This is a genomic window from Variovorax sp. PDC80 (genome assembly GCF_900115375.1).
Classification (GTDB): Bacteria; Pseudomonadota; Gammaproteobacteria; order Burkholderiales; family Burkholderiaceae_C; genus Variovorax.
This window is the reverse complement of sequence record NZ_FOWG01000003.1, coordinates 678,867-691,875: the sequence shown is the minus strand read 5'-3', so window position 1 is coordinate 691,875 and position 13,009 is coordinate 678,867. Positions and strand designations below refer to the sequence as shown.

13 protein-coding genes are annotated in these 13,009 nt (G+C 70.9%); 12 read left to right on the top strand and 1 reads right to left on the bottom strand.

Translation table 11 applies throughout. The annotated features are described in order from the left end of the window. Window positions 1-29 precede the first annotated feature (29 nt). Window positions 30-1,481, top strand: a complete 1,452-nt coding sequence (locus BM109_RS13085) for an HD domain-containing phosphohydrolase (RefSeq protein WP_093343323.1) — start codon at window positions 30-32, stop codon at window positions 1,479-1,481. A 4-nt stretch (window positions 1,482-1,485) separates the two neighbouring features. On the opposite strand, the gene BM109_RS13080 is transcribed toward BM109_RS13085, so the two are convergent. Beyond that, window positions 1,486-2,100: a MarR family winged helix-turn-helix transcriptional regulator gene (locus BM109_RS13080; protein WP_093343321.1), complete on the bottom strand. Its 615-nt coding sequence runs from the start codon at window positions 2,098-2,100 to the stop codon at window positions 1,486-1,488. A gap of 170 nt (window positions 2,101-2,270) precedes the next feature. Here BM109_RS13080 and BM109_RS13075 point away from each other — a divergent pair, with 170 nt between their 5' ends. From BM109_RS13075 to BM109_RS13025, 11 genes are read left to right on the top strand one after another with little or no spacing between them, the layout of a single operon-like run. Then, window positions 2,271-3,296 (top strand): ABC transporter substrate-binding protein, encoded by a 1,026-nt coding sequence (locus BM109_RS13075; RefSeq protein WP_093343319.1) that lies wholly within the window; start codon window positions 2,271-2,273, stop codon window positions 3,294-3,296. Between the two features lie 34 nt (window positions 3,297-3,330). Next, window positions 3,331-4,416 (top strand): ABC transporter ATP-binding protein, encoded by a 1,086-nt coding sequence (locus BM109_RS13070; RefSeq protein ID WP_093343318.1) that lies wholly within the window; start codon window positions 3,331-3,333, stop codon window positions 4,414-4,416. Beyond that, complete coding sequence (locus BM109_RS13065) at window positions 4,413-5,264, top strand: ABC transporter permease (protein WP_057589639.1); 852 nt, start codon at window positions 4,413-4,415, stop codon at window positions 5,262-5,264. Before BM109_RS13070 ends, BM109_RS13065 begins: the two co-directional genes overlap by 4 nt. Next, entirely contained in the window at window positions 5,261-6,061 is an 801-nt protein-coding gene (locus tag BM109_RS13060) for an ABC transporter permease (RefSeq protein ID WP_093343316.1), read from the top strand. The genes BM109_RS13065 and BM109_RS13060 overlap by 4 nt, the downstream gene beginning before the upstream one ends. Window positions 6,062-6,094: 33 nt before the next feature. Then, a complete protein-coding gene (locus BM109_RS13055; protein ID WP_093343315.1) occupies window positions 6,095-6,919 on the top strand; it encodes a polysaccharide deacetylase family protein in 825 nt (274 codons plus the stop codon). Continuing rightward, the gene (locus BM109_RS13050) at window positions 6,916-7,686 is read left to right on the top strand and encodes an SDR family NAD(P)-dependent oxidoreductase (RefSeq protein ID WP_093343313.1); all 771 of its coding nucleotides are present in this window, start codon (window positions 6,916-6,918) and stop codon (window positions 7,684-7,686) included. The genes BM109_RS13055 and BM109_RS13050 overlap by 4 nt, the downstream gene beginning before the upstream one ends. 11 nt (window positions 7,687-7,697) lie before the next feature. Next, the gene (locus BM109_RS13045; RefSeq protein WP_093343311.1) at window positions 7,698-8,459 is read left to right on the top strand and encodes an SDR family NAD(P)-dependent oxidoreductase; all 762 of its coding nucleotides are present in this window, start codon (window positions 7,698-7,700) and stop codon (window positions 8,457-8,459) included. A 22-nt stretch (window positions 8,460-8,481) separates the two neighbouring features. After that, entirely contained in the window at window positions 8,482-9,858 is a 1,377-nt protein-coding gene (locus BM109_RS13040) for an amidase (RefSeq protein ID WP_093343310.1), read from the top strand. 37 nt (window positions 9,859-9,895) lie between these two features. Further along, the gene (locus BM109_RS13035) at window positions 9,896-10,885 is read left to right on the top strand and encodes a tripartite tricarboxylate transporter substrate-binding protein (protein ID WP_093343308.1); all 990 of its coding nucleotides are present in this window, start codon (window positions 9,896-9,898) and stop codon (window positions 10,883-10,885) included. Between the two features lie 16 nt (window positions 10,886-10,901). After that, a complete protein-coding gene (locus tag BM109_RS13030; RefSeq protein WP_093343307.1) occupies window positions 10,902-12,338 on the top strand; it encodes an amidase in 1,437 nt (478 codons plus the stop codon). Between the two features lie 25 nt (window positions 12,339-12,363). Further along, complete coding sequence (locus BM109_RS13025; RefSeq protein ID WP_093343305.1) at window positions 12,364-12,942, top strand: DNA-3-methyladenine glycosylase I; 579 nt, start codon at window positions 12,364-12,366, stop codon at window positions 12,940-12,942. The last annotated feature ends 67 nt before the right edge of the window (window positions 12,943-13,009 follow it).

The following is a 13,009-nucleotide window of genomic DNA, read 5'->3' as shown; positions in this document are numbered from 1 at the left end:
GGCGCCCGTCGCCTACCGGATCCATTGCCTTGCAGCCCATCGCCCACGTCCCGCTCTTCGACGCCATCAAGGCGCTCGCCTTCGTCGGCGACCTCAGCATGGGCCAGCCCATCGACCATTCGGCGCGCGTGGCGTGGATCGCCGCGAGGCTGGCGCAGGCGATGGGCCGGGACGATGCGGCGCAGGGCCACGCGGCCTGCGTCGCGCTGCTGCGCTGGTCGGGCTGCACCGCCAACGCGCCCGAGTTCTCCGACCTGCTCGGCGACGACGTCGGCGGGCGCCGCGCGATGCTCGCGACCGCCTCGGCGCGCGAGGCCGCGGCCTTCGCGGGCACGGTCGGCTCGCTGGCCGAGATCCACTGCGAGGTGTCGGGCGAGATCGCGCGCTTCCTCGGCCTGCCCGAAGCGGTCGAGCGGCCGCTGCGCCACATGTTCGAGAACTTCGACGGCAGCGGCAAGCCCGCGGGCCTGGCCGCGCCGCAGATTCCGGAGGCGGTGTACCTGGCCACGCTCGCGGGCGATCTCGAGATCTTCTCGCGCACGCATGGCCTGCAGAGCGCGCTGCGCCAGATCGACGAGCGCGCCGACGGGCGCTATCCCGCGGTGCTGGTGCAGGTGGCGCGGCAGCACGCGGTCGACTGGCTGCATGCGCTCGACCAGGGCGCCGCGGCCGACCTGCAGGCGCCCGAGGGCGCGCTGCGCGACGCGGTGGCGCCGCTCGAGCTGATCGCCGACGTGATCGATCTCAAGATGCCGTGGATGACCGGCTTCTCGCGCCGCGTGGCCGAGGCGGCCGCCGCCTGCGCCACGGGCCTGGGGCTGGATGCCGCGGCCTGCGAGCAGGTGCGGCGCGCCGCGCTGATCCATGGCATCGGCCGTGCCTCGGTGCCGAACGCGGTCTGGGATTCGCCCAAGTTGCGCAGCGAGGCCGACAAGGAGCGGCTGCGCCTCGTGCCCTACTGGACCGAGCGTGCCGCACGCCGCATCGAGACTTTGCGGGCCGAGGCCGAGATCGCTTCCTTCGTCGACGAGCGGCTCGATGGCTCGGGCTTCTTCCGCGGCGTGAAGGGCGCGGCGATCGGCACGGCCGAGCGCGTGCTGGCCGCGGCGGTGCACTGGGTGCTGCTGCACACGGGCGCGCCGGGCCGGCCCGCGCTGGCGGCCGCGGAGGCGGAAGCGCAACTGCGTCGCGAGGCGGCGCAGGGCCGGCTCGATGCGGCCGCCGTCGCCGCGTTGACGGGGCGTGAATCGGTGGCCGCGAAGACTCTCGCCGCGCAGGGCGAAGCCAATGCCCTGCTCTCGTCGCGCGAGGTCGAGGTGCTGGGCCGCATCAGCCTCGGCGAGAGCAACAAGGAGGCGGCGCGCACGCTCGGCATCAGCCCGAGCACGGTGCGCGCACACCTCGAGAACATCTTCCGCAAGCTCGGCTGCACCACGCGCGCGGCCGCGACGCTCAAGGCGATGACGCTCGGTCTGCTCTGAGGTTTCAGCCCGGCTCGGGGCCGGTCTCGGGCGCGTTGCCGGTCATCATCTGGCTCAGCAGGCCGGCGAGCGCCTCGCGCTGGCCGGTGTCGAACATGCGCAGCAGATGCAGCTCGGCGGCGGCGTGCTTGGGCATCGTCTCGTCGGCCAGCCGCATGCCCTTGGCCGTGAGCTTCACCAGCACGCCGCGGCCGTCGTCGGGATGGATCGAGCGCTTGACCAGTCCTTCCTGCTCGAGCCGCTTGAGCAGGTTCGACAGCCCGCCCGAGGTGAACAGCAGCGTGCTCTGCAGCCGCGAGGGCGACAGCCGGTAGGGCGCGCCGGCCACGCGCAAGGTCGCGAGCACCGCGTACTCCTGGTACTTGATGCCGAAGGGTTGCAGCACCGCGTTGATGGTGCGCAGCACCACCTCCTCGAGCCGCAGCAGCCGGCCGACCACCGCCTTGCCGCTGCTGTCGATGTCGGGCCGCTCGGTGCGCCATTGCCGTATGCCGCGCTCGACGAGGTCGCCGCCGGTCGCGGGTTGCAAGGCCTCGGGCGCGGGAACCTCGAGCGCTTCGCGCGCCTTGGCACCGCGGGGTCGCGGCGGGCTCTTCGATGCATCGTCCTTGTGCTGCATGGCGTCCTTTCGATGGCGATTTCCGTGCGTGCGCGATGCGTCTTGGTGCATCGCGCGGCAGCGGGTTGGTACCTATCTTAAATGCCTTGCGTTTATCTTTTGCAAAAGATAAAGTGAATCGCATCGCGCTTCGATCCCCTCCAGCCTTCGCTCTCACAGGAGTCGCTTCCATGAAAACCGCGCTCGCACGTTGCCTGTCCCTGGGCTTTGCCTCCTTGCTGATGTCGGGTGCGCTGCACGCCGAGGAGCTGGTGGTCGGCATCTTCGGCGGCTCTTTCGCCGACGACTCGAAGACCTGCCACATCGCCTCGTTCGAGAAGAAGACCGGCGCCAAGGTGGCGCTCAAGCTCGGCAGCTCCTCGCAGTTCGCCGCGGCCATCCGCGCGACCGGCGGCAAGTCCGATTTCGACGTGGTCTACATCGACAACTCGCTCGCCGCGCAGCTCAAGAACGAGAAGCTGCTCGAGACCATCGACAAGTCCAGGCTCGCGAATGCCGCCGACATCTCGCCGCGCGCGCTCGACAAGGACGGCCAGTACATCGTGTTCATGACGGGTGCCACCGTCATCGTCTACGACACCAAGCAGATCAAGACCCCGCCCACCTCCTGGGCCGATCTCGCCAAGCCCGAGTACGACGGCCGCCTCGCCATCGGCGACATCAGCGGCACCTCGGGCTCGCAGTTCCTGATGGCGCTCAACCGCATGAAGGGCGGCGAGCTGAGCAACATGGACGCCGGCTTCGCGGCCGTGAAGCCGATCGCCAAGGCCTCGGTCACGCTCTACACGCAGGCCGACCAGATCGTCTCGTTGTTCGAGCGCCAGGAGATCGCCGCCGCCGTCTGGTATCCCGACCGCGCGGGCTCGGCCATCGACAAGGGCCTGCCGCTCGCGATCGTCTATCCGAAGGAAGGCGCGGTCGGCATCCTGCCCGCGCTGGTGATTCCGAAGGGCGCGAAGTCGCCGGCGCTGGCGCTCAAGTACATCGACGAGGTGCTGTCGAAGGAAGGCCAGGCCTGCTTCGCCGAGCGCAAGTACGCGGGCCCGGTCAACACGCAGGTCAAGCTCAGCGACAAGGCCGCGAAGATCGTTCCGTACAAGGAGACCTTCGACAAGCTCTGGCTGCCCGACCCCGAGCAGGTCGCGAAGTCCATGCCCGAGTGGACCCGCCGCTGGCAGCGCGAAGTCGCGCGCTGAGCGCCGCCGCCGTTCCCACGATCCCGTACGCCCAATGCCCGCACTCACGCTGGAGCGCCTCGAGAAGCGCTACCCCGGACACGTCGCCGCCTCCTCGGTCTCGCTGTCGGTTCACGACGGCGAATTCATCTCGCTGCTCGGCCCCTCGGGCTGCGGCAAGACCACGGTGCTGCGCATGGTGGCGGGCCTGATCGAGCCCACGGGCGGCCGCATCCTGATCGACGGCCGCGACGTCACCGCGCTGCCCACCAACAAGCGCAACATCGGCCTGGTGTTCCAGTCCTATGCGCTGTTCCCGCACATGAGCGTGTTCGAGAACGTCGCCTTCGGCCTGCGCCGCCAGGGCGTGCAGGGCGCGGAGCTCACGCGCCGCGTCGAGCAGGCGCTGGCCAGCGTGCGGCTCTCGGCCCTGGGCGACCGGCTGCCGCGCCAGCTCTCGGGCGGCCAGCAGCAGCGCGTGGCGGTGGCGCGCTCGATCGCGCCGCGCCCGAGCATCCTGCTGTTCGACGAGCCGCTGTCCAACCTCGATGCCGCGCTGCGCGACGAGATGCAGATCGAGCTCAAGCGGCTGCAGCGCGAGGTCGGCATCACCACGCTGTTCGTCACGCACGACCAGGGCGAGGCCATGTCGATGTCCGACCGGGTCTGCGTGCTGGCCCATGGCGTGGTGCAGCAGTTCGACACGCCCGAGTCCATCTACCACCGCCCGGCCACGGGCTTCGTCGCGAGCTTCATGGGCCGGCCCAACCGGCTCGGCGGCAAGCTCGCGCGCGCCGGAGCGGGTGCCACTACGGTGCAGCTGCGCGACGGCCCGGTGCTCGCCGTGGCCCAGGCCGAGGGCATCGCCGATGGCGCCGCGGTCGACGTGGTCGTGCGCCAGGAGGACATCCGCTTTCTCGGCGCGCAAGACGTCTCCGACGCCGCGAACCTGCCGCGCTACGAAGCCCGCGTCGCGATGCGCTCCTTCGTCGGCTCGCGCGTGCAGTACCTGCTGGCCCTCGGCGGCATCGAGCTGATCGCCGAGGCCGCCACCAACGGCCCGCATGCCGGCCTCGAGGTCGGCGCGCCGGTCGGCGTGGCGATCGATCCGCGCCATGTCTACGTGAACGCCGCGGCATGAGATCGCGCCACACCGCCGGCGCCTTGCTGGCCTCGCCCCTGCTGCTGGTGCTGCTGCTGGCCTTCGTCGCGCCGGTGCTGCTGATGGTGCCGCTGAGCCTGCATCCCTACGTGCCCGGCAGCGGCATCGCCAGCGGCTGGACGCTGGCCAACTACACCAGCATCCTCACCGACGAGTACTACCGCGAGGTGGTGCTGCGCACGCTGGTGCTGGGCTTCGGCGTCACCGCGATCTGCCTCGTGCTCGGCTATCCGCTGGCCTACTACATCGCCAACGCGGGCCCGCGCATGCGGCTCGCGCTGACCATGCTCGTGATCTTCCCGATGCTGCTCAACCTCGTGGTGCGCTCCTTCGGCTGGATCGCGCTGCTGGCCAACCGCGGCCTCATCAACAACCTGCTGATCGACATCGGCCTGATCGAGCGCCCGATCCGCATGATGTTCAACCTGTTCGGTCTGCTGGTCGGCATGTCGCACATCTTCCTGCCCTTCATGGTGCTGATGCTGGTGCCCGCGATCCAGGCGATCCCGAAGGACGTGCAGTCGGCCGCCTACACCCTGGCCGCGAGCCGGCTGCGCGTGTTCTGGTCGATCACGCTGCCGATGAGCGCGCCCGGCATCCTCTCGGGCTCGATCCTGGTGTTCGTGCTGACCATCAGCGCGCTGGTCACGCCGCGCATGCTCGGCGGCGCCACCTACAAGGTGATGGCCACGCTGATCTACGACGACTTCCTGCAGACGCTCGACTGGCCGGCCGGCGCCGCCATGTCCTTCGTGCTGACCGCGCTCACGCTGGCGGTGATCGCGCTGTCGAGCCGCCTGCTCAAGCGCTGGGGAGGCCAGGCATGAGCACGTCGACCGAAACGCAGCGCCAGGGCTTCGGCCTCGCCGCCACCGCCATCGCGGTGGTCGTGTTCCTGCAGATCCCGGTGCTGGTGGTGGTGCTCGCGGCCTTCAGCAAGACCGCCTACCTCACGATTCCGCCCAAGGGCCTGACCCTGCACTGGTTCGAGGTGGTGCTGCGCGATCCCGAATACCTCTCGGCCGCCTGGACCAGCCTCTGGCTCGCCACCGCCTCGACCGCCGCCGCGCTGGTGCTCGGCCTGATCGCCGCCTATGCGATCCACCGCCGCATGGTGCCGGGCGCGGCCGCGCTGACCTCGCTGTTCATGGCGCCGCTGGTGCTGCCCTCGGTGGTGCTCGGCGTGGCGCTGTTGCAGTACTACACGATGACCGGACTGCGCGGCAACTCGCTGGGCCTGTGGCTCGCGCACGTGGTCATCACCGTGCCCTACGTGGTGCGCGCCAGCCTCGGCAGCCTGGCGGCGGTCGACGAGTCGCTGGAAGACGCGGCGCGCGTGCTCGGCGCCGACGGCTTCACGAGCTTCCGGCTGGTCACCCTGCCGCTGGTCAAGCCCGGCCTCGTGGCCGGTGGCCTGTTCGCCTTCATCACCTCGCTCGACAACGTGCCGGTGTCGGTGTTCCTGCTCTCGGCGAGCCAGACCACCTTGCCCGTGAAGATCTTCACCTCGGTGGAGCAGGGCGTCGACCCGAGCGTCGCCGCGGTCTCCACCCTGCTGATCGTGGCCACCGGCATCGTGCTGCTGCTGGCCGAACGCTGGACCGGCTTCCACAAGCACGTCTAGACCCTTCTTCCTCTTCTTCCCCAGGACTTCGCGATGCCCACCACGAGCAAAGGCTTCCCGCTCATGCTGACCTTCGACCTCGATGCCGAGACCATGTGGACCGGCCGCGATCCCGCGAATGCGCAGCGGCCGATCCTGATGTCGCAGGGCGCCTACGGCTGGAAGGTCGGCATGCCGCGCATCCTCAAGCTGCTGGAGCGCTACGGCATCCACTCGACCTTCTTCGTGCCGGGCGAGGTGGCCGAGAAGCATCCCGAGCTGATGCGCGAGGTGATCGACCGCGGCCACGAGGTGGCGCACCACAGCTACAGCCACCGCTGGATCGTCGGCCTCTCGCCCGAGGAGGAGCGCGAGGAGATGGAGAAGGGCCTCGAGGTGCTGACGCGTTTGACCGGCAGCCGCCCGCGCGGCTGGCGTTCGCCCGCGGCCGAGTTCAGCGCCATCACGCTCGACCTGATCAAGGAGTACGGCTTCGACTACTCCTCGAACTTCTTCGACGACGACTCGCCTTATCTGCTCGAGATCGGCGGGCAACGCACCGACATCGTCGAGCTGCCGTTCCGCTGGGTGCTCGACGACGCGCCCTTCTTCCAGTACTCGATCACGCTGCCGGGCCGCACCTTGCAGGCGCCCTCGGCCGCGCTCGAGGCCTGGAAGAGCGAGTTCGACGTGCTGCATGCCGAGGACCGCATGATGATGGTCGGCATGCACCCGCAGATCATCGGCCAGCCCTCGCGGCTCAAGGTGCTCGAGGGCCTGATCGAGCATGCGCTCGCGCATTCCGACGTGTGGATCGACCGCTGCGACCGCATCTCCGACGACATGCGCCCGCGCCTGCAGGCCGCGGTGGCCGCATGAACGCCGTCGCTGCCAACCCGGCGGCGCCGCGCCAGCTGATCGTGAGCGGCGGTGCCAGCGGCATCGGCCTCGCGGTCACGCGGATGGCGGTGGCGCGCGGCGCGCGCGTGGCGCTGCTCGATCGCGACACGGCCGCGCTCGCCGACGCCGTGCGCCTGCTCGGCGAGGCTGCGCTGGCGCTCGAATGCGACGTGAGCGACGCATCGGCCGTGCGCACCGCGGTGGACTGCGCCGCGCAATGGCTGGGCGGCGTCGACGCGCTGGTCAACTCGGCCGGCATCGATGCGCTCAAATCGCTCGAGGCCACCAGCGACGAGGAATGGGCGCGCGTGCTGGCCGTCAACCTCACCGGGCCGATGCTGGTGTGCCGCGCCGCGCTGCCGCACCTACGCGCGGCCGGCGGCGGCAGCATCGTCAACATCGCCTCGGGCGCCGGCCTGCGGCCGCTGCCCAACCGCACCGCCTACTGCGCGAGCAAGGCCGCGGTCATCATGTTCGGCAAGTCGCTCGCGATCGAGACCGCGGCCGACGGCATCCGCGTCAACGCGGTCTGCCCGGGTGCGATCGACACGCCGCTGTTCCGCACCAGCTACGAGAACGCCGACGATCCCGAGCGCGCGCTGGCCGAGATCCGCGAGCGTTATGCGCTGGGCCGCATCGCCGCGCCCGAGGAGGTCGCGGAGGCCGTGCTCTACCTGAGCGGCCCCGGCGCCAGCTACATCACCGGCACCGCGCTCGCCGTCGACGGCGGCCGCACCTTCCACTGAAAGGCCCCGCGATGACATTCGATCGGCGCGTGGCGGTGGTCACCGGGGGCGGGCAGGGCATCGGCGCCGCCGCGGTGATGGAGTTCCTGGGGCGTGGCGCGCGCGTCGCGGTGCTCGACCTCGACTGCGCGCCGCTCGACGCGCAACTGGCCGGCGATGGCGTTGCGCCCGGCCTGGCCTCGCGCTGCCTGCGCGTGAGCGGCGACTGCACCGATGCGGCGGTGGTCTCGGCCTTCTTCGATCGCGTGGAATCGGCCTTCGGCCCGGTCGACATCCTCTTCAACAACGTCGGCCAGAGCGCGCGCGAACGCGGCGCGCCCTTCGTCGAGTCGCAGGAGGAGGTCTGGCGCTTCGTGCTCGAGGTCTCGCTGCTCACGGCCATGCGCGCCTCGCGCCGCGTGGCGCCCGGCATGAAGGCACGCGGTTTCGGCCGCATCGTCAACATGAGCACCGACGCGGCCTTCGTCGGCGACGTCGGCCTGGCCGACTACGCGGCCGCCAAGATGGGCGTGGTGGGCTTCACGCGCTCGCTGGCGCGCGAGCTCGCGCCGCACGGCGTCACGGTCAATGCCGTGTGCCCCGGCGCGATCCGCACCCGCGCGCACGACCAGCTCAACCCCGAGGTGCTCGCGCGCATCGTGGCCGACACGCCCGCGGGCTTCATCGGCACGCCACGCGACGTGGCCACGGCCGTGGCCTTCCTGGCGGGCGACGACGCCCGCTTCATCACCGGCCAGACGCTGCTGATCGACGGCGGCCGCTGGATGCTCTGACTTCCGACTTCGAGGAACGACCATGGACTTGATGGACCACGGCGCCGTGGCGCTGGCCGCGCTGGTGCGGCGCAAGGAAGCCTCGCCGGTGGAGATCGTGCAGGCCGCGCTCGCGCGCATCGAGGCGCGCCGCGAGATCAACGCCTTCATCACCGTGACCGCCGACCAGGCGCTTGCCGCCGCGCGCCGCGCCGAGGCCGCCGTGATGGCCGGCGAGCCGCTGGGCCCGCTGCATGGCATTCCCTATTCGGTCAAGGACCTGACGCTGACGGCCGGCGTGCGCACCACCATGGGCTCGGCGATCCACGAGGACTTCGTGCCCAAGGACGACGCGGTGGCCGTGGCGCGCGCCAAGGCCGCGGGCGCGATCCTGATCGGCAAGACCCTCACGCCCGAGTTCGGCCACAAGCAGGTGCCAACGGCGCCGCTGTTCGGCCGCACGCTCAATCCGATCAACCCGGCCTACACCCCCGGCGCCTCGAGCAGCGGTGCTGCGGCCGCGGTGGCCGCCGGCATGGGGCCGCTGGCGCTGGGCACCGACGGCGGCGGCTCGATCCGCATTCCCGCAGCCTGCTGCGGCATCGTCGGCCTCAAGGCCACGCTCGGCGTGGTGCCGCACCTGCAGGCGCCCGATCTCTATTCGGCCAACTCCTTCACCGGCCCGATGGCGCGCGACGTGGCCGACACCCGGCTGCTGTTCGAGGCCATCGCGGGCTTCGACGCGCGCGACCCCTGGGGCATGGGCAGCGCGCCGCCGCGCCGTGCCGCGCCGGTCTCGCTGCGCGGCCTGCGCGTGGCCTGGCTGCCGAGCGCGGGCAACCGCGTCGACCCCGAGGTGGAAGCCCTCACCGGTGCGGCCGTGCAGGCGATGGCGCGCGAGGGCGCGATCGTCGAGACCGTGCAGCTCGACTTCGTCTCGCTCGAGAAGCATTTCCTGGTCGTGCTGCAGTCGCTGCTGGCCGCGCGCGTGGGCGCCAACCTCGAGCGTTTCGGCAACCGGCTCGATGCCTCGCTGATCGACGCGGTGCAAAAGGGCCGCCGCCACACGGCCGTCGACCTGCACGAGGCCACCTTCGCCAAGACGCGCTGCTTCAACGAGCTGCAGGCGCTGTTCGAACGCTTCGACGTGCTGGTGTCGCCCACGCTGTCGGCGCCGCCGCTGCCCATCGACATGGACGTGAGCGGCGAGATCGAGATCGCCGGCCGGCCCGCGGGCACCGTGCGCGGCGCCTGGTATCCCTACACCTACCCGATGAACCTCACGGGCCATCCCGCGCTGTCGATGCCCTGCGGCCGCAGCGCCATCGGCCTGCCGATCGGGCTGCAGCTCGTGGGCCGCTGGCACGACGACCACTACCTGCTCGATGTCGCAGCGCTGGTCGAGCAGGCGCTCGGTTGAGCGATCCCCCTTACTTTTTTTCACCGCGAGGTCTTCCATGCCGTCCTTCATCCGCCGATCCCTTGCCGTCGCGGCCCTCGCGGCCTGTGTTCTTCCGGCCGCTCATGCGCAACTGCCACCGGGCCTCGCGGGCGGCAACCTGCGCATCGTCGTCGGCTATGCGGCCGGCGGCGCGGCCGACACGGTCGCGCGCCTCTATGCCGAGCAGCTCAAGGACGCGGGCTTCGGCAGCATCGTGGTCGACAACAAGCCCGGCGCCTCGGCCCGCCTGGCCTGGGACACGGTGAAGAAGGCCAAGCCCGACGGCCTGACGCTCTACCTCGCGCCGTCGCCGCTGCTCACCATCCTGCCGCTGACCTACAAGACGCCGGGCTACGACGCCGACAAGGACCTGGTGCCGGTCGCGCTGCTGGTCGAGATTCCCACCGCGGTCGTCACCGGCGCCGGGCAGCCCTACAGCTCGATGAAGCAGTACGTCGAATGGGCGAAGAAGAACCCGAGCAAGGCGACGCTGGGCCTCGCGACCATCGGCAGCTCGGGCCACCTGGGCGCCTTCGCGCTCGCCAAGGCGCAGGGCTTCGAGCTCACGCCCGTGGCCTACCGCGGCGCCTCGCCGATGCTGATCGACGTGGTCGGCGGCGAGCTGTCGATGGGCTGGGACGCGGCCGCCAGCATGATGCCGCTCTACAAGGGCGGCAAGATCAAGTTCCTCGGCCTCAGCGGCGACAGGCGGCTGCCGGCGCTGCCCGACGTGCCCACGGCCAAGGAGCAGGGCTTCGGCGAGTTCGTCGCGGCCACGAGCTGGTATGCGGTCTATGCGCCCGCGGGCACGCCGGCCGCCGCGCTGTCGGCGCTGGAGCGCGGCTTTCTGGCGGCGGCGGCCAAGCCCGAGCTCGCGCGCAGCCTCGAGGCGGCCGGGCTGGTCGCCCATGCCGAGGGCCGCGCCGAGCTCGCGCAGCGGGCGCAGCGCGAGCGCAGGAACTGGGAGCCGATCGTCAAGGCGGCCGGCATCGTCATCGACGAATAGCACGCACGAAGGCTCGATGTCCATGTCCGACGATTCGCTCTTCTTCACGCCCGCGACCGAGCTGGCCGGCCTGATCCGCGCGCGCAAGCTCTCTCCGGTCGAGCTGGTGACGGCGGTGCTCGCGCGCGCCGAGCGCCTGCAGCCCACGCTCAACTGCTTCATCACCCTGACACCCGAGCGCGCGCTGGCCGAGGCCCGCCGCGCCGAGGACGCCATCGCGGCCGGCCGGCCGCTCGGCGCGCTGCACGGCCTTCCGTTCTCGGTCAAGGATCTGGTCAACACCGAGGGCGTTGCGACCACCTTCGGCGCCGTGATCCACCGCGACAACGTGCCCGCCGAAGACGCGGTGAGCGTGGCGCGGCTGCGTGCCGAGGGCGCGATCCTGATCGGCAAGACCACCACGCCCGAGTTCGGCTCGGGCCCGCTGACCAACTCGCCGCTGTTCGGCAGCACGCGCAACCCGTGGAACCTGGCGCGCACCTGCGGCGGTTCGAGCGGCGGCGCCGCGGCCGCGGTCGCCGCGGGCATCGCGCCGCTCGCGGTCGCCACCGACGGCGGCGGCTCCACGCGCATCCCGGCCGCCTGCAACGGCGTGGTCGGCATCAAGCAGTCGGTCGGCGTGATCCCACACAGCCAGGCGCAGGACCTCTACGGCAACCAGACCTACGTCACGCCGATGACCCGCACCGTGGGCGACACCGCGCTGATGCTGCAGGCGATGGCCGGGCCGTCGCCGGTCGATCCCTGGTCCATCGGCCTGCGTTCGCACGACTACGTGGCGGCCGCCGCCAACCCCGGCGACCTGCGCGGCCGGCGCGTGCTGTGCTGCGCCGCGCCGCCGGGCCGGCCGGTGTCGGCCGACGTGGCGCGCAACTTCGAGGCCGCGCTGCGCACGCTGAAGGATCTCGGTGCGAGCATCGAACACTTCGACGGCGAAGGCTTCGAGGTCGAGCCGATCTGGCGCGCGATCAACCACACGGTGTGGCGCGCGCGCTTCGGCCCGCTGGTCGAGCGGCATCCCGACAGCTTCAGCGAGACCTTCCGGCGCCAGGTCGAATCGGCGGCCGGCGTGAGCGGCGTCGAATACCAGGAGGCGATGTTCGCGCGCTCGCAGCTGTTCAAGCGCGTGCAGGCGCTGTTCGAGCGCGCCGACCTGCTCGCCATGCCCACGCTCACGCGCTCTGCGGTGGCGCTCGAGCAGAACCTGTTCGCGCCGCTCGACATCGACGGCCGGCCGTACGAGAACGTGCGCGCGCACTGGTATCCGTGGACCATGCCCTTCAACATGACCGGGCACCCGGCCATCAGCCTGCCGAGCGGTTTCGGCGCCGACGGCATGCCGCTGGGCCTGCAGCTCGTGGGCCGCTTCCAGGACGACGCGGCGCTGCTGGGCGCGTCGGCCGCGTTCGAGGCCGCCACGGGATTCATGGCGCGGCGACCCGCGCTCGCTTGAGGAGCACCGCCGATATCATCGGCGCATGAAGCAACACACCCGCTGCAGCTGGGCCGAGGGCGATGCCCTGATGAGCGCCTACCACGACGCCGAATGGGGCGTGCCCGAGCGCGATCCGCGCATGCTCTGGGAGACGCTGATGCTCGAGGGCTTCCAGGCCGGCCTGGCCTGGATCACCGTGCTGCGCAAGCGCGACACCTTCCGCGAGGCCTTCGCGGGCTTCGATCCCCGGAAGGTCGCGCGCTTCGACGAGAAGGACATCGAGCGGCTGATGGGCAACCCCGGCATCATCCGCGCGCGCGCCAAGATCGAGGCCACCATCCGCGGCGCCCAGATCTACAACGAGATGGAAGCGCGCGGCGAGAGCTTCACCGACTTCTGCTGGTCCTTCACCGGTGGCAAGGTGATCGAGAACGACGGCAAGACGCGCACCGTGTCGTCCGAGCTGTCCGAGCGCGTGTCGAAGGAGCTGAAGAAGCGCGGCTTCAAGTTCGTCGGTCCGACCATCGTCTATGCCTGGCTGCAGGCGGTGGGCATCGTCAACGACCACGACGCGGCCTGCTTCCGGCGCGCGCAGGTCGCGCAGGGAGCCCAGGCGGGCTGAGCGCCGCGCGCCGGGCCGGCGCGCCTTTCTCGTCGCTTCTTTCGTCTCTTCCGACGATGCGGCACCC